The sequence below is a fragment of the Streptomyces sp. DSM 40750 genome (assembly GCF_024612035.1).
Taxonomy (GTDB): Bacteria; Actinomycetota; Actinomycetes; order Streptomycetales; family Streptomycetaceae; genus Streptomyces.
Genome location: NZ_CP102513.1, coordinates 2,179,856 through 2,201,921, shown reverse-complemented (window position 1 = coordinate 2,201,921; position 22,066 = coordinate 2,179,856). Strand labels below are relative to the sequence as shown.

Annotated in this window: 15 protein-coding genes and 3 rRNA genes; 15 read left to right on the top strand and 3 right to left on the bottom strand. The window is 65.7% G+C overall.

Annotation, left to right across the window (positions count from 1 at the left end; translation table 11 throughout):
• The first annotated feature begins 3 nt into the window (after positions 1-3).
• On the top strand, positions 4-1,971 hold the full coding sequence (locus JIX55_RS09830; protein ID WP_257562922.1) for an acetoacetate--CoA ligase: 1,968 nt from the start codon (positions 4-6) through the stop codon (positions 1,969-1,971).
• Positions 1,972-2,052: 81 nt separating this feature from the next.
• Positions 2,053-2,961 carry a hypothetical protein gene (locus tag JIX55_RS09825; RefSeq protein WP_257562921.1) on the top strand — a complete coding sequence of 303 codons (909 nt, stop codon included), beginning with the start codon at positions 2,053-2,055 and terminating at the stop codon, positions 2,959-2,961.
• A gap of 63 nt (positions 2,962-3,024) precedes the next feature.
• On the opposite strand, the gene ptsP is transcribed toward JIX55_RS09825, so the two are convergent.
• On the bottom strand, positions 3,025-4,695 hold the full coding sequence (gene ptsP / locus JIX55_RS09820; protein ID WP_257562920.1) for a phosphoenolpyruvate--protein phosphotransferase: 1,671 nt from the start codon (positions 4,693-4,695) through the stop codon (positions 3,025-3,027).
• 70 nt (positions 4,696-4,765) lie between these two features.
• Positions 4,766-5,215, bottom strand: coding sequence for a PTS sugar transporter subunit IIA (locus JIX55_RS09815; protein ID WP_257562919.1), 450 nt, complete (start codon positions 5,213-5,215; stop codon positions 4,766-4,768).
• 568 nt (positions 5,216-5,783) lie between these two features.
• Here JIX55_RS09815 and JIX55_RS09810 point away from each other — a divergent pair.
• The 13 genes from JIX55_RS09810 to JIX55_RS09750 all read left to right on the top strand — a co-directional run bounded on the left by JIX55_RS09810 (position 5,784) and on the right by JIX55_RS09750 (position 21,414).
• Positions 5,784-7,309, top strand: a 16S ribosomal RNA gene (locus tag JIX55_RS09810).
• 308 nt (positions 7,310-7,617) lie between these two features.
• Positions 7,618-10,740 (top strand): 23S ribosomal RNA (locus JIX55_RS09805).
• Positions 10,741-10,828: 88 nt separating this feature from the next.
• Positions 10,829-10,945 (top strand): 5S ribosomal RNA (rrf, locus tag JIX55_RS09800).
• The 16S, 23S and 5S rRNA genes sit together here, the layout of an rRNA operon.
• A 109-nt stretch (positions 10,946-11,054) precedes the next feature.
• Positions 11,055-11,663: a CDP-alcohol phosphatidyltransferase family protein gene (locus tag JIX55_RS09795; RefSeq protein ID WP_257562918.1), complete on the top strand. Its 609-nt coding sequence runs from the start codon at positions 11,055-11,057 to the stop codon at positions 11,661-11,663.
• A 114-nt stretch (positions 11,664-11,777) separates the two neighbouring features.
• On the top strand, positions 11,778-14,273 hold the full coding sequence (locus JIX55_RS09790) for a mannose-1-phosphate guanyltransferase (protein ID WP_257562917.1): 2,496 nt from the start codon (positions 11,778-11,780) through the stop codon (positions 14,271-14,273).
• Positions 14,274-14,370: 97 nt separating this feature from the next.
• The gene (locus JIX55_RS09785) at positions 14,371-15,276 is read left to right on the top strand and encodes a DUF881 domain-containing protein (protein ID WP_257562916.1); all 906 of its coding nucleotides are present in this window, start codon (positions 14,371-14,373) and stop codon (positions 15,274-15,276) included.
• Positions 15,273-15,605 carry a small basic family protein gene (locus JIX55_RS09780; RefSeq protein ID WP_257562915.1) on the top strand — a complete coding sequence of 111 codons (333 nt, stop codon included), beginning with the start codon at positions 15,273-15,275 and terminating at the stop codon, positions 15,603-15,605. Before JIX55_RS09785 ends, JIX55_RS09780 begins: the two co-directional genes overlap by 4 nt.
• A gap of 5 nt (positions 15,606-15,610) precedes the next feature.
• Positions 15,611-16,480: a DUF881 domain-containing protein gene (locus tag JIX55_RS09775; RefSeq protein WP_257562914.1), complete on the top strand. Its 870-nt coding sequence runs from the start codon at positions 15,611-15,613 to the stop codon at positions 16,478-16,480.
• 61 nt (positions 16,481-16,541) lie between these two features.
• On the top strand, positions 16,542-17,513 hold the full coding sequence (locus JIX55_RS09770) for an FHA domain-containing protein (RefSeq protein ID WP_257562913.1): 972 nt from the start codon (positions 16,542-16,544) through the stop codon (positions 17,511-17,513).
• Between the two features lie 43 nt (positions 17,514-17,556).
• Positions 17,557-18,312, top strand: a complete 756-nt coding sequence (gene ftsR / locus JIX55_RS09765; protein WP_257562912.1) for a transcriptional regulator FtsR — start codon at positions 17,557-17,559, stop codon at positions 18,310-18,312.
• Positions 18,313-18,396: 84 nt separating this feature from the next.
• Complete coding sequence (locus JIX55_RS09760) at positions 18,397-18,870, top strand: bifunctional nuclease family protein (RefSeq protein WP_005475662.1); 474 nt, start codon at positions 18,397-18,399, stop codon at positions 18,868-18,870.
• Between the two features lie 418 nt (positions 18,871-19,288).
• Positions 19,289-19,933 (top strand): MerR family transcriptional regulator, encoded by a 645-nt coding sequence (locus JIX55_RS09755; RefSeq protein ID WP_257562911.1) that lies wholly within the window; start codon positions 19,289-19,291, stop codon positions 19,931-19,933.
• A gap of 131 nt (positions 19,934-20,064) precedes the next feature.
• Positions 20,065-21,414, top strand: coding sequence for a DNA polymerase IV (locus tag JIX55_RS09750; protein WP_257562910.1), 1,350 nt, complete (start codon positions 20,065-20,067; stop codon positions 21,412-21,414).
• Between the two features lie 196 nt (positions 21,415-21,610).
• Here JIX55_RS09750 and JIX55_RS09745 read toward each other — a convergent pair whose 3' ends face one another.
• Positions 21,611-21,979, bottom strand: coding sequence for a PRC-barrel domain-containing protein (locus tag JIX55_RS09745; RefSeq protein ID WP_257562909.1), 369 nt, complete (start codon positions 21,977-21,979; stop codon positions 21,611-21,613).
• Between the last annotated feature and the right edge of the window lie 87 nt (positions 21,980-22,066).

Here is a 22,066-nt window from a genome sequence, read left to right as displayed (position 1 = left end):
CCCATGACCTCAGCGAACCCCTCACCGCTCTGGCAGCCCGACGCGGAACGCATCGCCCGGGCCCAGATCACCAGATTCCAGTCCTGGGCGGCCGCGCACCACGGAGCCCCGGCCGTGGGCGGATACCCGGCCCTGCACCGCTGGTCCGTCGACCAACTCCAGACGTTCTGGAAGGCTGTCACGGAGTGGTTCGACGTGCGGTTCTCCACCCCCTACGCGCGCGTGCTCGGCGATCGCACCATGCCCGGCGCCGAATGGTTCCCCGGAGCGACCCTCAACTACGCCGAGCACGCCCTCCGCGCGGCCGACACCCGCGCCGACGAACCGGCCCTGCTCCACGTCGACGAAACCCACGAACCGCGCCCGGTGACCTGGTCCGAGTTGCGCCGCCAGGTCGGCTCCCTCGCCGCCGAACTACGCGCCCTCGGCGTACGCCCAGGAGACCGCGTCAGCGGCTACCTCCCGAACGTCCCCCAGGCCGTCGTCGCCCTCCTCGCCACGGCCTCCGTGGGCGGTGTCTGGACGTCCTGCGCCCCGGACTTCGGCGCCCGCAGCGTCCTCGACCGTTTCCAACAGGTCGAACCCGTCGTCCTGTTCACCGTCGACGGCTACCGCTACGGGGGCAAGGAACACGACCGCCGCGACATCGTCGCCGAACTCCGCCGCGAACTGCCCACGTTGCGCGCCATCGTCCACATCCCTCTCCTCGGCACCGAGGCCCCCGACGGCGCCCTGGAATGGTCCGCCCTGACCTCCGCGGACGTGGCGCCGACCTTCGAACAGGTCCCGTTCGACCACCCCCTGTGGGTGCTCTACTCCTCCGGCACGACCGGCCTCCCCAAGGCCATCGTCCAGTCCCAGGGCGGCATCCTGGTCGAACACCTCAAACAACTCGGCCTGCACTGCGATCTCGGCCCCGAGGACCGCTTCCTCTGGTACACCTCCACCGGCTGGATGATGTGGAACTTCCTCGTCTCCGGCCTCCTCACCGGCACCACGGTCGTCCTGTACGACGGCAGCCCCGGCTACCCCGACACCGGCGCCCAGTGGCGCGTCGCCGAGCGCACCGGCGCCACCTTCTTCGGCACCTCCGCCGCGTACGTCATGGCCTGCCGCAAAGCCGACATCCACCCCGGCCGTGACTACGACCTCTCCCGCGTCCAGTGCGTCGGCACGACGGGCTCCCCGCTCCCGCCCGACGGCTTCCGCTGGCTCCACGACGAGGTCCGCGAGAACCTCTGGATCGCCTCCGTCAGCGGCGGCACCGACGTGTGCTCCTGCTTCGCGGGAGCCGTCCCCACGCTCCCGGTCCACATCGGCGAACTCCAGGCACCCAGCCTCGGCACCGACCTCCAGTCCTGGGACCCCAGCGGCAAACCCCTCATCGACGAGGTCGGCGAGCTCGTCGTCACCAACCCCATGCCGTCCATGCCGATCCACTTCTGGAACGACCCCGACGGCACCCGCTACCACGACAGTTACTTCGACACCTACCCCGGCGTCTGGCGCCACGGCGACTGGATCACCCTCACCTCCCGAGGCTCCGTGGTGATCCACGGCCGCTCCGACTCCACGCTCAACCGCCAGGGCGTCCGCATGGGTTCGGCCGACATCTACGAAGCTGTCGAACGCCTCCCCGAGATCAAGGAGTCCCTCGTCATCGGCATCGAACAGCCCGATGGCGGCTACTGGATGCCCCTCTTCGTCCAACTCGCCCCGGGATCAACCCTCGACGAGGCCCTCCTGAACCGCATCAAGCAGACCATCCGCGAACAGCTCTCACCGCGCCATGTCCCCGACGAGGTGATCGAGGTCCCCGGAGTCCCGCACACCCTCACCGGCAAACGCATCGAGGTCCCCGTCAAGCGACTCCTCCAGGGCACCCCCCTGGAAAAGGCGGTCAACCCCGGCTCCATCGACAACCTCGACCTCCTGCGCTTCTACGAGGACCTGGCCCGCGAGCGAGCCTGATCCCCCTCGGCCTACCAGCGTTGTCAGTGCCGCCGGTTACTGTGAGTGAGCATTGATCGACTGCTCACACAGGGGGAAGACATGGCACACACCAGCCACCAGAGCATGCGACGGGTCCTGCGCCGCGAAATCGCGGGCACGATCGGCCTGTTGGCCGACGAGCACGACTTCACCGCGATGCGTCGCTACGGCAGCTTCGCCTTCGACGACCACACGACCTACCTCCAACAAGTGGAAGCCCTGCTCAGGACACTGGCCGCGCAGGGCAACCACACCACGGTCGCCCTCTTCGACCCTGAGGAGTACGCAGAGTTCTGCGCCGACACCGGCCTCGAACCCGACACCCCGTCCAGCCGCACCCGCTTCACCGCCGAACTCGCCACCACGGGCGCCAGCATCCCCTACGAAGGACAACCCCTCGCCGAACTCGTCCCCGAACTGGTCGACGAGGCAGTCCGCCTGGCGACCTGGGAGTACGCCACCACACTCCTCGCCCAGATCGGCGACTGCGCCTCCTGCGGCGAGGACATCGGACGGGCGGCCTTCGCCCGTGCCATGCAACTACTCACCCGCATCCTCGACACCGCGGGCCCGGGCGAGCGCCACCTCGTGTGCAGCGTCTCGGCCAAGCCTCAAGCACTCACCGCCGTCCTCCACGCCGACCAGAACGCCGAGGGAGCCACCGAACTGGACGAGTCCGAAGCCCTGGAGTTCGCGACGGTCCTGGCCGTCGGCATCGCCACCCGCAGCCCCGGTGGACTCGTCATCCGTACCACCGCCCCGGACGCGACCGACCGCGTCTACGGCTGGCGCCTCCGCGGCGAAGGCGTCGAACCCCTCACCGCAGGAGAGGTCTTCGACGCCTACTGCACCGACATGGAATCCGGAGACCTCATCTCCCCGGAGTCCGGTGTCGACTACTGCACCCCACCCGCCCTCGGGGACGACCTCGGCCAGGGAGGCACGGTCACGGACGGACACACCCACTGAGCGGGCGAGGGGCGCCCCACCCACAGGTGGAGCGCCCCTCGCCGACAACCGATCACCGCGACGCTACTCGCCCGACAGCACCGCCTGCGCCGCGCTGCGAGCCTCTTCGGCCGTGTCCGACGCACGCGCGGCAGCCGCGGCACGCTCGCACTGCGCCAGCGTGTACTTCGCCAGCGTCCCCCGCACATACGGAATCGATGCTGCCCCCATGGAAAGGGAGGTGACCCCCAGACCGGTCAGCACACACGCGAGCAGCGGATCCGAAGCCGCCTCACCGCACACACCACAGCTCTTGCCCTCCGCCTTCGCCGCCTCGGCGGACAGCGCGACCAGGTCGAGCAGCGCGGGCTGCCACGGGTCCTGCAGCCGGGACACCGCACCCACCTGCCGGTCGGCCGCGAACGTGTACTGCGCGAGATCGTTGGTTCCCAGCGACAGGAACTCGACCTCCTGCAGGATCGACCGCGCCCGCAGCGCCGCCGACGGGATCTCCACCATGGCGCCGAACTTGGCCTGCAGCCCCGCCTCGCGACACGCGTCCGCGAACGCTTTTGCGTCCGTGCGGTCCGCGACCATCGGCGCCATGACCTCGAGGTAGACCGGCAGGCCCTCGGCGGCCTTCGCGAGCGCCGTCAGCTGCGTCCGCAGCACCTCGGGGTGGTCGAGCAGCGTCCGCAGCCCTCGCACACCGAGCGCGGGGTTCGGCTCATCGGCCGGGGTCAGGAAGTCCAGCGGCTTGTCCGCGCCGGCGTCCAGCACCCGTACGACCACTCGCCCCTCGGGGAAGGCCTCCAGCACCTGCCGGTACGCCTCGATCTGCTTCTCCTCCGACGGCGCCGTCTTGCTGTCGTCCAGGAAGAGGAACTCGGTACGGAACAGCCCGACCCCCTCGGCCCCGGCGTCCAGGGCGGCCGGCACGTCAGCGGGACCGCCCACGTTGGCCAGCAGCGGAACCTTGTGTCCGTCGGAGGTCGCCCCCGGCCCGCTCGAAGCGGCCAGCGCGGCCTTCCGCGCCGCCGCCGCGGCTTCCAGCTCGGCCTTCTTCTCCGCACTCGGGTGCACGAAGATCTCACCGGTGCTGCCGTCCACGGCGATCACCGTGCCCTCGGCAATCTCCCCGGCCCCCGGCAGCGCCACCACGGCCGGCACCCCGAGCGCCCGCGCCAGAATCGCGCTGTGACTGGTCGGCCCGCCTTCCTCGGTGACGAATCCGAGGACGAGCGTCGGGTCCAGCAACGCCGTGTCCGCGGGCGCCAGGTCACGAGCGATGAGGACATACGGCTCGTCGCTGTCCGGCACACCTGGCATCGGAACCCCGAGCAGCCGGGCGACGATACGATTCCGCACATCGTCGAGGTCGGCCACGCGGCCCGCGAGGTACTCTCCGGCCCCCGCGAGCAGAGCGCGGTACGCGGCGAACGCGTCGTAGACCGCACGCTCCGCCGTGCTCCCCACGGCGATACGTCGCTCCACATCTGCCATCAGCTCGGGGTCCTGGGCCATCAGGGCCTGGGCCTCCAGCACGGCCTGAGCCTCGCCCCCGGCCAGATTGCCACGCGCGATCAGATCGGCGGCGACGGCGTCCACGGCCTTACGGGCGCGCCCCTGTTCGCGCTCCGCGTCCTCCGCCGGTATCTGCTTGGCAGGCGGCTCCAACACCGCCGTTCCCATGTGCCGAACCTCGCCGATCGCCACACCGTGGCTCACACCGACGCCTCGCAGCGTTGTCTCCATCTCACCTGTCTCCGATAGTGCGGCGGGCCCCGCCGCAGTGGTTGTGGAACTTGCCGGTACGGCTCTGACGTCACTGCCAGCCGAAGAGGGTGTCACCGGCCTTCACTTCGCCGTCCTCGCGGAGCTCGGAGAGGGAGTCGGCCGTGGCCTCCAGGGCCACGACGGGGCAGACCGGGGACTTGCCCGCGGCCTCTACGGCGGCGGGGTTCCAGCGCACCACGGCCTGGCCGCGCTGCACGGTGTCGCCTTTGTTGACGAGCAGCTCGAAGCCCTCACCGTTCAGCTGCACGGTGTCGATACCCAGGTGCGTCAGCACACCGTGTCCCTCACCGTCGACCACGACGAACGCGTGCGGGTGCAGCGAAACGATGACTCCGTCCACCGGGGCGACAGCGTCTCCTGCCTCGCGCACGGGGTCGATCGCTGTGCCGGGACCAACCATGGCGCCCGAGAAGACGGGGTCCGGTACTGCGGCCAGTCCGATGGCACGTCCTGCTAGAGGGGACGTCACGGTGGTCATGGGAACCCTCCCAGAGGTGGAGATTCATATGGCCGCCCCTGCATGTCCCAGGCGGCGCACTGGGGAGCAGCGTATGTCATATGAACTGCCGGTTCCGCATGAGACGTACGGGTTGGCGGCCGTGGAGCAGCCCGTAATCGATTTGCACGCGCTCCGGAGCCCGCTGTACAGTCGTAACCCTGCTCGAGGCCGAGCGGCGCAACTAAGTGTCCTGCCCCAGCAGCACCCAACTTGTCAGATCCTATCTCGGGGTCCGCTTCGGTATGCCTACGGAAGCGTGGTCAGAGAGTCGGAAAAACACTGATAGAGTCGGAAACGCAAGACCGAAGGGAAGCGCCCGGAGGAAAGCCTGAGGATAACTTGGGTGAGTACAAAGGAAGCGTCCGTTCCTTGAGAACTCAACAGCGTGCCAAAAATCAACGCCAGATATGTTGATACCCCGTTCCCGGCCATTCGGTTGGGGCGAGGTTCCTTTGAAATAAACACAGCGAGGACGCTGTGAACGGCCGGGCTTATTCCGCCTGGCTGTTCCGCTCTCGTGATGTGTGCACCCGATTACGGGTAAACATTCACGGAGAGTTTGATCCTGGCTCAGGACGAACGCTGGCGGCGTGCTTAACACATGCAAGTCGAACGATGAACCACTTCGGTGGGGATTAGTGGCGAACGGGTGAGTAACACGTGGGCAATCTGCCCTTCACTCTGGGACAAGCCCTGGAAACGGGGTCTAATACCGGATACAACACTTTCGGGCATCCGATGAGTGTGGAAAGCTCCGGCGGTGAAGGATGAGCCCGCGGCCTATCAGCTTGTTGGTGAGGTAATGGCTCACCAAGGCGACGACGGGTAGCCGGCCTGAGAGGGCGACCGGCCACACTGGGACTGAGACACGGCCCAGACTCCTACGGGAGGCAGCAGTGGGGAATATTGCACAATGGGCGAAAGCCTGATGCAGCGACGCCGCGTGAGGGATGACGGCCTTCGGGTTGTAAACCTCTTTCAGCAGGGAAGAAGCGAAAGTGACGGTACCTGCAGAAGAAGCGCCGGCTAACTACGTGCCAGCAGCCGCGGTAATACGTAGGGCGCGAGCGTTGTCCGGAATTATTGGGCGTAAAGAGCTCGTAGGCGGTCTGTCGCGTCGGATGTGAAAGCCCGGGGCTTAACCCCGGGTCTGCATTCGATACGGGCAGACTAGAGTGTGGTAGGGGAGATCGGAATTCCTGGTGTAGCGGTGAAATGCGCAGATATCAGGAGGAACACCGGTGGCGAAGGCGGATCTCTGGGCCATTACTGACGCTGAGGAGCGAAAGCGTGGGGAGCGAACAGGATTAGATACCCTGGTAGTCCACGCCGTAAACGGTGGGAACTAGGTGTTGGCGACATTCCACGTCGTCGGTGCCGCAGCTAACGCATTAAGTTCCCCGCCTGGGGAGTACGGCCGCAAGGCTAAAACTCAAAGGAATTGACGGGGGCCCGCACAAGCAGCGGAGCATGTGGCTTAATTCGACGCAACGCGAAGAACCTTACCAAGGCTTGACATACACCGGAAACGGCCAGAGATGGTCGCCCCCTTGTGGTCGGTGTACAGGTGGTGCATGGCTGTCGTCAGCTCGTGTCGTGAGATGTTGGGTTAAGTCCCGCAACGAGCGCAACCCTTGTTCTGTGTTGCCAGCATGCCCTTCGGGGTGATGGGGACTCACAGGAGACTGCCGGGGTCAACTCGGAGGAAGGTGGGGACGACGTCAAGTCATCATGCCCCTTATGTCTTGGGCTGCACACGTGCTACAATGGCAGGTACAATGAGCTGCGAAGCCGTGAGGCGGAGCGAATCTCAAAAAGCCTGTCTCAGTTCGGATTGGGGTCTGCAACTCGACCCCATGAAGTCGGAGTTGCTAGTAATCGCAGATCAGCAGTGCTGCGGTGAATACGTTCCCGGGCCTTGTACACACCGCCCGTCACGTCACGAAAGTCGGTAACACCCGAAGCCGGTGGCCCAACCCGTAAGGGAGGGAGCTGTCGAAGGTGGGACTGGCGATTGGGACGAAGTCGTAACAAGGTAGCCGTACCGGAAGGTGCGGCTGGATCACCTCCTTTCTAAGGAGCACTTCTACCGATCCTTTCGGGGTGAGGTCAGAGGCCAGGTCATCAGCGAACGTCTGATGCTGGTTAGCTCATGGGTGGAACGTTGATTATTCGGCTGGTTTCCGGGTCGGGGGCTGTGAGTACTGCTCGTGAGAGTGTGGAAAGCATGATCTTCGGGTGGGAGCTGGTCGGGCACGCTGTTGGGTGTCTGAGGGAATGAACCCCTCAGTTGCCGGCCCCAGTGCACTCGAACCGGTTGGTTCGGGGTGATGGGTGGTTGGTCGTTGTTTGAGAACTGCACAGTGGACGCGAGCATCTGTGGCCAAGTTTTTAAGGGCGCACGGTGGATGCCTTGGCACCAGGAACCGATGAAGGACGTGGGAGGCCACGATAGGCCCCGGGGAGTCGTCAACCAGGCTTTGATCCGGGGGTGTCCGAATGGGGAAACCCGGCAGTCGTCATGGGCTGTCACCCTTGCCTGAACACATAGGGCAAGTGGAGGGAACGCGGGGAAGTGAAACATCTCAGTACCCGCAGGAAGAGAAAACAACCGTGATTCCGGGAGTAGTGGCGAGCGAAACCGGATGAGGCCAAACCGTATGCGTGTGAGACCCGGCAGGGGTTGCGTATACGGGGTTGTGGGATCTCTCTTTCACAGTCTGCCGGCTGTGAGGCGAGTCAGAAACCGTACAGGTAGGCGAAGGACATGCGAAAGGTCCGGCGTAGAGGGTAAGACCCCCGTAGCTGAAATCTGTACGGCTCGTTTGAGAGACACCCAAGTAGCACGGGGCCCGAGAAATCCCGTGTGAATCTGGCGGGACCACCCGCTAAGCCTAAATATTCCCTGGTGACCGATAGCGGATAGTACCGTGAGGGAATGGTGAAAAGTACCGCGGGAGCGGAGTGAAATAGTACCTGAAACCGTGTGCCTACAAGCCGTGGGAGCGTCGCGCATCGAGTTTACTCGGTGCGTCGTGACTGCGTGCCTTTTGAAGAATGAGCCTGCGAGTTTGCGGTGTGTTGCGAGGTTAACCCGGGTGGGGTAGCCGTAGCGAAAGCGAGTCCGAACAGGGCGTTTGAGTAGCATGCTCAAGACCCGAAGCGGAGTGATCTAGCCATGGGCAGGTTGAAGCGGAGGTAAGACTTCGTGGAGGACCGAACCCACCAGGGTTGAAAACCTGGGGGATGACCTGTGGTTAGGGGTGAAAGGCCAATCAAACTCCGTGATAGCTGGTTCTCCCCGAAATGCATTTAGGTGCAGCGTCGTGTGTTTCTTGCCGGAGGTAGAGCACTGGATAGGCGATGGGCCCTACCGGGTTACTGACCTTAGCCAAACTCCGAATGCCGGTAAGTGAGAGCGCGGCAGTGAGACTGTGGGGGATAAGCTCCATGGTCGAGAGGGAAACAGCCCAGAGCATCGACTAAGGCCCCTAAGCGTACGCTAAGTGGGAAAGGATGTGGAGTCGCACAGACAACCAGGAGGTTGGCTTAGAAGCAGCCACCCTTGAAAGAGTGCGTAATAGCTCACTGGTCTAGTGATTCCGCGCCGACAATGTAGCGGGGCTCAAGCGTACCGCCGAAGTCGTGTCATTCCAGCATGTAGGGCCAACGCCCGCTGGGATGGGTAGGGGAGCGTCGTCTGCCGGGTGAAGCAGCCGCGGAAGCGAGTTGTGGACGGTTGACGAGTGAGAATGCAGGCATGAGTAGCGATACACACGTGAGAAACGTGTGCGCCGATTGACCAAGGGTTCCTGGGTCAAGCTGATCTGCCCAGGGTAAGTCGGGACCTAAGGCGAGGCCGACAGGCGTAGTCGATGGATAACCGGTTGATATTCCGGTACCCGCTGTGAAGCGTCAAACATTGAACCAGGCGATGCTAAGTCCGTGAAGCCGTTCCGGACCCTTCGGGGAAAGGAAAGTGGTGGAGCCGACGAACCAGACTTGCAGTAGGTGAGTGATGGGGTGACGCAGGAAGGTAGTCCATCCCGGGCGGTGGTTGTCCCGGGGTAAGGGTGTAGGACGGTGTGTAGGTAAATCCGCATGCCATGTGTCTGAGACCTGATGCCGAGCCGATTGTGGTGAAGTGGATGATCCTATGCTGTCGAGAAAAGCCTCTAGCGAGTTTTATGGCGGCCCGTACCCTAAACCGACTCAGGTGGTCAGGTAGAGAATACCGAGGCGTTCGGGTGAACTATGGTTAAGGAACTCGGCAAAATGCCCCCGTAACTTCGGGAGAAGGGGGGCCATCACTGGTGAGGGAACTTGCTTCCTGAGCTGGGGGTGGCCGCAGAGACCAGCGAGAAGCGACTGTTTACTAAAAACACAGGTCCGTGCGAAGCCGTAAGGCGATGTATACGGACTGACGCCTGCCCGGTGCTGGAACGTTAAGGGGACCGGTTAGTCACTCTTCGGGGTGGCGAAGCTGAGAACTTAAGCGCCAGTAAACGGCGGTGGTAACTATAACCATCCTAAGGTAGCGAAATTCCTTGTCGGGTAAGTTCCGACCTGCACGAATGGCGTAACGACTTCTCGACTGTCTCAACCATAGGCCCGGTGAAATTGCACTACGAGTAAAGATGCTCGTTTCGCGCAGCAGGACGGAAAGACCCCGGGACCTTTACTACAGTTTGATATTGGTGTTCGGTTCGGCTTGTGTAGGATAGCTGGGAGACTGTGAAGCTTGGACGCCAGTTCAGGTGGAGTCGTCGTTGAAATACCAGTCTGGTCGTGCTGGATGTCTAACCTGGGTCCGTGATCCGGATCAGGGACAGTGTCTGATGGGTAGTTTAACTGGGGCGGTTGCCTCCTAAAGAGTAACGGAGGCGCCCAAAGGTTCCCTCAGCCTGGTTGGCAATCAGGTGGTGAGTGTAAGTGCACAAGGGAGCTTGACTGTGAGACCGACGGGTCGAGCAGGGACGAAAGTCGGGACTAGTGATCCGGCGGTGGCTTGTGGAAGCGCCGTCGCTCAACGGATAAAAGGTACCCCGGGGATAACAGGCTGATCTTCCCCAAGAGTCCATATCGACGGGATGGTTTGGCACCTCGATGTCGGCTCGTCGCATCCTGGGGCTGGAGTCGGTCCCAAGGGTTGGGCTGTTCGCCCATTAAAGCGGTACGCGAGCTGGGTTTAGAACGTCGTGAGACAGTTCGGTCCCTATCCGCTGCGCGCGCAGGAATATTGAGAAGGGCTGTCCCTAGTACGAGAGGACCGGGACGGACGAACCTCTGGTGTGCCAGTTGTCCTGCCAAGGGCATGGCTGGTTGGCTACGTTCGGGAGGGATAACCGCTGAAAGCATCTAAGCGGGAAGCCTGCTTCGAGATGAGTATTCCCACCCACTTGATGGGTTAAGGCTCCCAGTAGACGACTGGGTTGATAGGCCAGATATGGAAGCCCTGTAAGGGGTGGAGTTGACTGGTACTAATAGGCCGAGGGCTTGTCCTCAGTTGCTCGCGTCCACTGTGTTGGTTCTGAAACCACGAACAACCCCACGTCTCCACGGAGCGTGGTGCGGTTGATTGTTTCATAGTGTTTCGGTGGTCATAGCGTGAGGGAAACGCCCGGTTACATTCCGAACCCGGAAGCTAAGCCTTACAGCGCCGATGGTACTGCAGGGGGGACCCTGTGGGAGAGTAGGACGCCGCCGAACTCCTTCTAGAGCTCTGGCTCTTGGGTACGATGCCCGAGAGCCAGAGCTTTTTTGCGTTGAGGTAGGGTCAGGGGGCATCGTTGGCTCATTTCCCACAGGAGGCTCCCGGGTGGAGGTCCAAGAGACCCGGGTCCAGACGGACCGGGTCCTCACCATCCCGAACATTCTCAGCATGGCGCGGCTCGTTGGCGTGCCCGTCTTCCTGTGGTTGATTCTCTGGCCCGAGTTCGGCGGCCCCAAGGCCGATGGCTGGGCTCTGCTCGTGCTCGCTCTCAGCGGCGTCAGTGACTATCTGGACGGCAAGCTGGCGCGACGCTGGAACCAGGTCAGCAGCCTTGGCCGGCTCCTCGACCCCGCGGCCGACAGACTGTACATTCTGTCGACTTTGGTGGGCCTCACCTGGCGCGAGATCCTGCCATATTGGTTGACTGCTGTACTGCTCTTGCGGGAGTTGGTTCTGCTGGTGATGGTGGGCATCCTCAGGCGGCACGGCTATCCGCCACCGCAGGTGAACTTCCTTGGGAAGGCGGCTACCTTCAACTTGATGTACGCCTTCCCGTTGCTTCTACTCAGTGACGGAAGTGGATGGATCTCGTCACTCGCTGCTATTTTCGGATGGGCGTTCGCCGGATGGGGTACAACGCTGTACTGGTGGGCAGGGATCCTGTACGTGGTTCAGGTCCGCCGACTTGTCAGTGCGGACGCCATGGCCGATTGAGCCCGCCTGAAGAGAGGCCGTAGTGGCTCGATGGCCCGCGTCAGAAATGTGCGGGACAATCCGGACGGGTGAAGTCGGCTAAACCGTCGTCTCTTCAAGGAGGACGCTTCCGACATGAAGGCCGTCGTGATGGCCGGAGGCGAAGGCACACGCCTTCGCCCCATGACCTCGAGCATGCCCAAGCCGCTCCTGCCCGTGGCGAACCGCCCGATCATGGAGCACGTACTGAGGCTGCTCAAAAGGCATGGGCTCAACGAGACCGTCGTTACCGTCCAGTTCCTGGCGTCACTCGTCAAGAACTACTTCGGTGACGGCGAGGAGCTCGGCATGGAGCTCACCTATGCCAACGAGGAGAAGCCACTCGGTACCGCCGGGAGCGTCAAGAACGCCGAGGAAGCGCTGAAGGATGATGCGTTCCTCGTCATCTCCGGCGATGCCCTCACCGACTTCGACCTCACCGAGCTCATCAATTTCCACAAGGAAAAGGGCGCGCTCGTCACCGTCTGTCTGACTCGAGTGCCGAATCCGCTGGAATTCGGTATCACGATCGTGGACGAGGAAGGCAAGGTCGAGCGGTTCCTGGAGAAGCCGACCTGGGGACAGGTCTTCTCAGACACCGTGAACACGGGCATCTATGTGATGGAACCCGAAGTCTTCGACTACGTCGAGGCTGATGTTCCCGTCGACTGGTCCGGCGATGTCTTCCCGCAGCTGATGAAGGAGGGCAAGCCGGTCTACGGCTATGTCGCCGAGGGCTACTGGGAGGACGTCGGTACGCACGAGAGCTATGTGAAGGCTCAGGCCGATGTCCTGGAGGGCAAGGTCGACGTCGAGCTCGACGGGTTCGAGCTCTCGCCGGGTGTGTGGATCGCCGAAGGTGCCGAGGTGCACCCCGACGCCGTGCTGCGCGGGCCGCTCTACATCGGGGACTACGCCAAGGTCGAGGCCGGCGTCGAAATCCGTGAGCACACCGTCGTGGGCTCGAATGTCGTCGTGAAGAGCGGGGCCTTTCTGCACAAGGCCGTGGTCCACGACAACGTCTACATCGGGCAGCACAGCAATCTGCGCGGGTGCGTGGTCGGCAAGAACACCGACATCATGCGGGCAGCACGGATCGAGGACGGCGCGGTGATCGGCGACGAGTGCCTTGTCGGCGAAGAATCGATCATCCAGGGGAACGTACGCGTCTATCCCTTCAAGACGATCGAGGCCGGTGCTTTCGTCAACACCTCGGTGATCTGGGAGTCCCGGGGTCAGGCGCATCTGTTCGGCGCCCGTGGTGTGTCCGGGATCCTGAACGTGGAGATCACCCCGGAGCTGGCCGTGAGACTCGCCGGGGCGTACGCCACCACGCTCAAGAAGGGTTCCACGGTCACCACCGCCCGCGACCACTCCCGAGGCGCCCGTGCGCTGAAGCGCGCGGTCATCTCGGCGCTCCAGGCCAGCGCCATCGATGTACGGGACTTGGAGAACGTACCGCTGCCGGTGGCTCGGCAGCAGACCGCGCGGGGCAGTGCCGGCGGGATCATGATTCGGACGACGCCCGGGGTTCCGGACTCGGTCGACATCATGTTCTTCGACGGGCAGGGGGCCGACCTGTCGCAGGGCAGTCAGCGGAAGCTGGACCGGGTTTTCGCGCGGCAGGAATACCGGCGCGCGTTCCCGGGTGAGATCGGTGACCTGCACTTTCCGGCCAGTGTCTTCGACTCGTACACCGGGTCGTTGCTGCGGAACGTCGACACGACCGGGATCGCCGAGTCGGGGCTCAAGGTCGTCGTGGACGCGTCCAACGGCAGCGCCGGCCTGGTGCTGCCGAGTCTGCTCGGCAAGCTGGGCGTCGACTCGTTGACGATCAACCCGGGTCTCGACGAGTCGAGGCCGACCGAGACGGGCGACATGCGGCGGTCGGGGCTGGTGCGGCTGGGCGAGATCGTGGCGTCCTCGCGGGCCGCGTTCGGTGTGCGCTTCGACCCTGTCGGTGAACGGTTGTCGCTCGTCGACGAGAAGGGACGGATCGTCGAGGACGACCGGGCCCTGCTGGTCATGCTTGACCTGGTGGCCGCAGAGCGGCGGAGTGGTCGGGTGGCGCTGCCGGTGACCACCACGAGGATCGCCGAGCAGGTCGCGGCGTACCACGGCACGCAGGTCGAGTGGACGACTACCTCGCCGGACGACCTCACGCGGGTCGGCGGGGACGAGGGGACCATCTTCGGCGGTGACGGGCGCGGTGGGTTCATCGTGCCGGAGTTCAGCAGCGTCTTCGACGGAGCGGCGGCCTTCGTACGGCTCATCGGGCTGGTGGCGCGGACGCAGCTCACGCTCAGCCAGATCGACGCGCGGATTCCGCGGGCGCATGTCCTGAAGCGGGATCTCGCCACTCCGTGGGCGGTCAAGGGACTGGTGATGCGCCGGGTCGTGGAGGCGGCCGGGGATCGGTTTGTCGACACGACGGACGGTGTGCGGGTCGTGGAGACGGACGGGCGGTGGGTGATGGTCCTGCCGGACCCGGCCGAGGCCGTCACGCATCTGTGGGCGGAGGGGCCCGACGACGCCTCCGCTCAGGCCCTGCTGGACGAGTGGTCGGCGGTCGTGGACAGCGCCGGCCGCTGACCGCCCCGCAAGCGTGCGTGCCGGACAAGTGCCCCCAAAGGGGCCTGTCCGGCACGCCGGTGGGGCCATTCGGAGGTAGCGGCCGCGACGTGCGACGATGTGCGGCATGCCGCAGCAGCCCCCCGTTCGGAGCACACCCACGCGCCCGTCGCGTCCGGACGCCTCCATGTCGCTGCTCACCAACGTCATGGACCACAGCCTCGACGACGGATACGCCGAGGCAGCCGCCCGCAAGAAGGCCGCGGGCACCGAGGGCATGCCGAAGACGGTGCGGGCCAAGCTGGGACTGGCCCTCGGCCTCGTGCTCGCCGCCCTGGTGGTGACGGTGGGTGGGGCGCAGGCGCGCATAAGCGCTCCCGTGGTCGCCAAGGAGCGGGAGGAGCTCATCGACCGCATCCAGCAGGAGACCGCGGCCGCGGACGAGCTGGAGGACTCCGTCGACAAGCTCCGTGACGACGTGAGCGCACGGCAGCGGAAAGCGCTCAAGGAGGACGGCCGTAGCGACGCGGACGACCTGGTGGGCATCCTGTCGGGCGCCGTCGAGGTGCACGGTCCCGGGGTGAGGCTCGTCGTCAACGACTCCAAGGGCGCCGGCCAGGGCGGTGAGGGCGATCCACGCGAGACCTCCGGGTTCTCGGACACCGGGCGGGTGCGCGACCGGGACATGCAGCGGGTCGTCAACGGACTGTGGGCGTCGGGCGCCGAGGCCATCTCGATCAACGGGCAGCGGCTCACCGCGCTGTCGGCGATCAGGGCCGCGGGCGACGCGATACTGGTCGACAACAAGCCGCTGGCGCCGCCCTACACGGTCCTCGCGGTGGGGGACGGACAGCGGCTGAGCACCAGGTTCCAGAACAGCCCCGACGGGCTGTATCTGCACGCCCTCCAGGAGAACTTCGGCATCCGGACGAGTATCTCCGTCGAGGGCGACATCACGGTGCCGGCCGCGCCGAGCGTGATCGTACGAACAGCAGAACCGAGCACAGAGAAGGGCACATCGTGATCGCCGTACTGGGCCTCGTCCTCGGAGTCGTGGCCGGACTGTTGGTCCGGCCCGAGGTACCGGCGATGGTCGAGCCGTATCTCCCCATCGCCGTGGTGGCGGCACTGGACGCCGTCTTCGGTGGTCTGCGCGCGATGCTGGACGGCATCTTCGACGACAAGGTCTTCGTGGTGTCGTTCCTGTCGAATGTGGTCGTGGCCGCTCTGATCGTCTTCCTCGGTGACAAGTTGGGTGTCGGCGCTCAGCTGTCCACGGGCGTCGTGGTCGTCCTCGGTATCCGAATCTTCTCCAACGCCGCGGCGATCCGTCGCCACGTGTTCCGGGCGTGAGGCCGATGAGCGAGCGGGACGAGACGCCGAGGCCGAATCCGGGCGGGGGGCGAGATGACACACCGACGACCCGACTGCGTCGGGAACTCCCCCAGGAGGTGCCCTCCGCGGCCGCCGAGGAGCCGCGGGAGGCCATGCCGGAGGAGCAGAACAAGCTGACCGGGCGGCAGCGGCTGGCGCAGGGCCTGTGGCCGCCGCGCTTCACACGTGCCCAACTCATCGTGGCCCTCCTGCTGTTCGGCCTCGGGTTCGGTCTGGCCATCCAGGTGGCCTCCAACAACGACGACAGCGCGTTGCGCGGGGCGCGTCAGGAAGATCTCGTACGCATCCTCGATGAACTGGATGACCGTACTCAGCGTCTGGAGGAGGAGAAGCGGGGTCTCGAGGATCAGCGCACCGAGCTGGAGAACAGCTCGGACCAAGCCGAGGAGGCACTCAAGCAGACTGTCGAGAAGGAGCGGCAACTCGGCATTCTGGCGGGCACCGTGGCTGCGCAGGGACCCGGCATCACACTGACGATCAACGACACGAAGGGGTCGGTCCAGGCGGACATGCTGCTCGACGCGATCCAGGAGCTGCGCGCGGCCGGCGCGGAGGCGATCCAGGTGAACGGCGTGCGGGTCGTCGCCAGCACCTTCCTGACCGATTCCGGCGACGGAGTCAGCGTCGACGGGAACAAGATCACCCAGCCCTTTCGTTTCAAGGTCATCGGCAACCCGCAGGACCTCGAGCCCGCACTGAACATCCCCGGAGGCGTGGTGCAGACACTGGAGAAGGAGCAGGCCACCGTGACCGTGCAGCGGGCGGACAAGATCGTCGTGGACGCCTTGCGGGCGGCGAAGCGGCCTGACTACGCTCGGTCGTCCTCCCAGTGAACCGCAGGTGCATGGGCGCCGTCAGGCGAGGGCATGAGGTTGCGGGGGGTCGGCGCACCGAATGGGTGGTGCGTGGTGGAAACTGTCTGGTGGATACGGACGTTGTGAGGTTGTCCGGGTCGGCCGGTGTGTTCAGTCAGGGTTCGTCCTGCCCCACGGGCGGGTCTGTTTCGGTCAAGGGGAATCGCCCGTGAAGTTGTTTGCGAAGTTGTTCGGCAAGAGCGCGCGAGAGGGTAGCGACAACGCGACCTCCCGCCATCGCGCGCAGCCTTCGGAAGCGGAGGGGCAGGGCGGTGAGCGCCCGCTGTTCCGGGACCAGGTCGCTGGTCCGGGAGGTGACATTTCCGGAGGTCAGGGCGCGCCGTCTGTTGACCCTGCCCAGCCTGGCCGCATAGGTTTCGGGGAACCGTCAGCCTCAAGCACGGGTGGAGAGTTTGCCTCCGACCCGTATGCGTCCAATGCCCCGGCGGGGCAGCCGCGGCAGGAGGATCCGTCGATGTCGGCCCTGGTGTGTACGAGGTGCGGTAACCGCAACGCGGAGAACAGCCGCTTCTGCTCGAACTGCGGTGCTCCGCTGCGAGCCGGCGCGGCCCCCGAGCGTCCGTCCGAGACAACCTCCACGATCTCCATCTCCGGCCTGGAGGCCTACGACTCCGAGGTCACCGGCCAGACCCAGCTGCCGGCGCTCTCCCCCGAGGCCCAGGCCGCGGTCGACGCGCTGCCGCTCGGCTCGGCGCTCCTGGTCGTGCGCCGTGGCCCGAACGCGGGTAGCCGCTTCTTGCTGGACGGCGATCTGACCACGGCCGGCCGCCACCCGCAGAGCGACATCTTCCTGGACGATGTGACGGTGTCGCGCCGCCACGTGGAGTTCCGCCGCGGTCAGGACGGCTCGTTCACGGTCGCCGACGTCGGCAGCCTGAACGGCACGTACGTCAACCGTGAGCGGATCGACCAGGTCGCGCTGCACAACGGTGACGAGGTGCAGATCGGCAAGTACCGGCTGGTCTTCTACGCGAGCCAGCGGGGCTACTGACCCTCCCCCGGACTGCGTCCGGGGGGACCCCCAGGGAAGGTCCATGCTTCGAACAACGAGCGGTGGTGCCGACCACGGCACCACCGCCGCGGACAGTGGCCTGATGAGCATCGGCACGGTGCTGAACGCGCTGCGTGAGGAATTCCCCGAGGTAACCATCTCCAAGATCCGTTTCTTGGAGTCGGAGGGACTCATCGAGCCGCAGCGAACCCCCTCGGGGTACCGCAAGTTCAGCTCCGATGACGTCGAGCGTCTCGGACACGTCCTGAGGATGCAGCGGGACCACTATCTGCCGCTCAAGGTGATTCGCGAGTACCTGGAGGCCTTGGAGCGCGGCGAGGAAGTACGTCTGCCGTCGGTGGGGCGCCAGCGTGACATCGGTGACGGAGAGCGGCTGAGCGAGCTCTTCGGGACGCCTGAAGAGCCCACCGCCGCCCGGATCGGGCGCAGCGAGCTGGTCGCCGGTGCCGGGATCGACGAGGAGCAGCTGGCCGAGTGGGAGTCGTACGGGCTCGTGGCCCCGCTGCCGGACGGGTCGTACGACGTCGAGGCCCTCACGGTCGCCACGCTTGTGGTGGAACTGGGGCGGTTCGGTATCGAGCCCCGGCATCTGAGGGTGATGCGGGCCGCCGCCGACCGCGAGGCGGGGCTCGTGGATCAGGTGGTGGCGCCCCTGCGCCGCCACCGCAATCCGCAGACCAGGGCGCATGCGGAGGAGCGTACGAGGGAGCTGGCGGGGCTCACGGTCAAGCTGCACGCCGCGCTCGTGCAGAGCGCGCTGGGTGTACGTCTGCGCTGAGGCGGGGTGTTCGCCTGTGGCGGATCGGTCGGCCGATCTGTGCTCGACTACCCAAACATCCCGAGCACGGCCTAGGGTTGCTGTGTGAACGAGCTCGATGTCGTAGGTGTCCGGGTCGAAATGCCCTCCAACCAACCGATCGTGCTCCTGCGCGAAGTGGGAGGCGACCGTTACCTCCCCATCTGGATCGGGCCGGGGGAGGCGACGGCGATTGCTTTCGCCCAGCAGGGCATGGCCCCGGCACGACCGCTGACCCACGACCTGTTCAAGGACGTGCTGGAAGCCGTCGGCCAGGAGCTCACGGAAGTGCGCATCACCGACCTGCGTGAGGGCGTTTTCTACGCGGAGCTGGTGTTCGCCAGTGGAGTCGAGGTGAGTGCTCGGCCGTCCGACGCCATAGCGCTGGCTCTGCGTACCGGGACGCCGATCTTCGGTAGTGACGGGGTGCTCGACGACGCGGGTATCGCGATCCCGGACGAGCAGGAGGACGAGGTCGAGAAGTTCCGCGAGTTCCTCGACCAGATCTCGCCCGAGGATTTCGGAACCAACAGCCAGTGAGGCCGGGGCGGGCGTCGTGGGACCGGTGGGGTTTGAGGACGTCGGTACCGGGTGGTCGGAGTGCGATCTCGGGGCTGAGATCGTGGACCGCCAGTCTGTGTCGCCGTGGCTGACCGCCGTGACCGCGGATGAAAGAACTCCGAGGGGTGCCGGCGTTCGAACAGAGCGAAGGCCGAGTGGAACCGGGGCTTGGCGCAGCCGGTCAGGAGTCGGCCTGTCCGGGGGCCACGCACATGCCATGGGCCACTGCGGTGTCAGGCGGGTCCGCCGTAGAGCATTCGGCTAGCCTTTCCCCGGGGAAGGGCACGCGAAACCACTCTCAGGGTGATTATCACTCGGCGTGGCGAGTGCGGCGGTCGTTGACGCACTCCTGGTGGCTGCCTACCGTCGAGAAGGCAGGTCAAGGACGGAGGTCGGCGTGAGAAGCAGCGGCGACGGTACGGCTGGGGGTGTCCCCGGACGCAGGCTGGGGGAGAACGGCCCGTACCCGCTTCACGGCAGCGCGGCCGGTCACGTCCCGCAGCGGCCCACGGCTGTGCAGGACAGCGCGGAGGCGGCGTCCGAGCCGCACGACAGCGTCGGTTACCGAGGCCCCACCGCGTGTGCGGCTGCCGGCATCACCTATCGGCAGCTCGACTACTGGGCCCGCACCGGTCTCGTGGAGCCGAGCGTGCGGCCCGCCCATGGCTCGGGGACGCAGCGGCTCTACAGCTTCCGGGACGTCGTCGTCCTGAAGATCGTGAAACGGTTCCTCGACACGGGAGTGTCGCTCCAGAACATCCGCACCGCCGTCCAGCACCTCCGGGAGCGGGGCTTCAGTGATCTGGAGCGGATGACGCTGATGAGTGACGGGGCGACGGTCTACGAGTGCACCTCGCCCGACGAGGTCCACGCTCTGCTCCAAGGCGGCCAGGGGATTTTCGGGATCGCCGTAGGGGTGGTCTGGCGTGATGTGGAAAGCGCTCTCTCGCAGCTGCACGGAGAGCGGGTCGACACGGGGGAGACGCTCGTGGGCCACAATCCGGCGGACGAACTGGCGCGGCGGCGGAACCGGGCGGTCTGAGGGCCGGCGCCGCTGTTCGTTTGCGCCGGTTCTGGGTGCGCCCTGGCTTGCGGAGTGGATCGTGCAGCATGCCGTGCCTGTCGAGGCGGTCGGCCAGGGCATTGTCAGTGGCGTAGGGCAGCATCGGAGATGTGAGAACCGCGCCCACGATCCTGCATCTCGACATGGATGCCTTCTACGCCTCGGCGGAGCAGGCGTCCAAGCCGAGTCTGCGGGGGAAAGCCGTTGTCGTGGGCGGGCTCGGGCCGCGTGGGGTGGTCGCGACCGCCTCGTACGAGGCGCGGGTTTTCGGGGTGCACTCGGCGATGCCGATGGCGCAGGCGCGCCGACTCGCGCCGAACGCCGCGTATCTCACGCCGCGCTTCACGTTCTACCGGGCGATCAGTGATCAGGTCATGGGGCTGCTGCGTGAGCTGTCGCCCCTGGTGGAGCCGCTGAGCCTGGACGAGGCGTTCGTGGACCTGGAGGCCGGAGGAACGGCCTGGGACGAGGAGTCGGCGCGGCTGGCGGGGATGCGGCTGCGTGGGGACATACGGGCCGTGACCGGGCTGACGGGATCCGTGGGGCTCGCGGCCTCCAAGATGGTCGCGAAGATCGCCTCCGAGCAGGCCAAGCCGGACGGGCTGGTGTTGATCGAGCCCGGGACCGAGCGGGCGTTGTTGGGGCCGATGTCCGTGCGGATCCTGCCGGGGGTGGGGCCGGCGACCGGCGATCACCTGCGGCGGGCCGGGATCACCACGGTCGAGGAGATCGTGGAGGCGGGGGAGGACGAGGTCGTACGGCTGCTGGGGAAGGCCCATGGGCACGGGCTGTACGCGATGGCGCTGGCGCGCGACGACCGGGCTGTGGTGGCCGAGCGGGACACGAAGTCGGTGTCGGTGGAGGACACGTACGACGTGGACATCCATGACCGGGTGCGGGTTCGGATGGAGGTGCAGCGGCTTGCGGATCGGTGTGTGCGGAGGTTGCGGGGGGCCGGGCTGTCGGGGCGGACGATCGTGTTGAAGGTGCGGCGGTACGACTTTTCGACGTTGACCCGGTCCGAGACGTTGCGGGGGCCTACGGACGACGCCGGGGTGGTGCGGGAGGCCGCGGGGCGGTTGCTGGAGGCCGTGGACACGACGGGTGGGGTGCGGTTGCTCGGGGTCGGGGTGAGTGGGCTCGCCGACTACACGCAGGAGGATCTGTTCGCGCAGGCTGCGGGGGAGCCGGATCTTGGGGAGGAGGAGACGGCGGGTGCGCAGGTCCCTGTGGTGGAGGCGAGCGCGGGTGGTGAGCGGCAGTGGAGGGCCGGGCATGACGTGCGACATGCCGAGTACGGGCACGGGTGGGTGCAGGGCAGTGGACTGGGGCGGGTGACCGTGCGGTTCGAGCTGCCGGGTGACGTGGGGCCCGGGCGGGTGCGGACCTTCAGGACGGACGATCCCGGGCTGGAGCCGGCGGAGCCGTTGCCGTTGGCGCCGGGTGGGGTGCGGGGCTGAGGTCGCTGGGTACGCCGGGCTCTGCCGTTGTGGTGTGGAGCGCCGCTGCGGCGGATCAAGGGGGTCGGTACGGGAGAGCGCGTGGAAATGTGCGGGACAAGGAGGGGGCAGCGTCAGAAGGCGCGTGGTGACGGGGAGCAGCAGGGGAGGGCGTGCGGGGGGTGAGGGAGTGCGAGGGGAGTGACGGGCGTCTCTGTCAGGGATCGTCCTGGCCTGTCACGTTGCCGAAGCTGTGGTCCATGGGTGGGGGAGGGGCTATGTCCAGGCCGTAGTGGTGGTAGAGCTGGAGTTCTTGTTCGGGGGAGAGGTGGCGGCCTACGCCGAAGTCGGGGGCGTCTTTGATGAGGGCTCGGTCGAAGGGGACGCGGAGGGTGCCTTCGACGAGTTCGCTGGGCTCCAGGGGGATGAAGGCGTCGCGGCCGAAGAGGCCCATGCGTATCGCGGCCCACTCGGGGATGCCGGTCGCGTCGTCGAGGTAGACCTCGTCGACGGTGCCGATCTTGGTGCCCTTGCGGTCGAACGCCTTGCGGCCGATCAGATTGCGCGGATCGATGTCGCTCTGCACGGGCCCTCCATGTGGTCGCAGAGGAGTCGCAAATCATCCCTCACCTCTACGAAAAGGCACTTTGGGGAAGGCGGCCACTCGAAGACT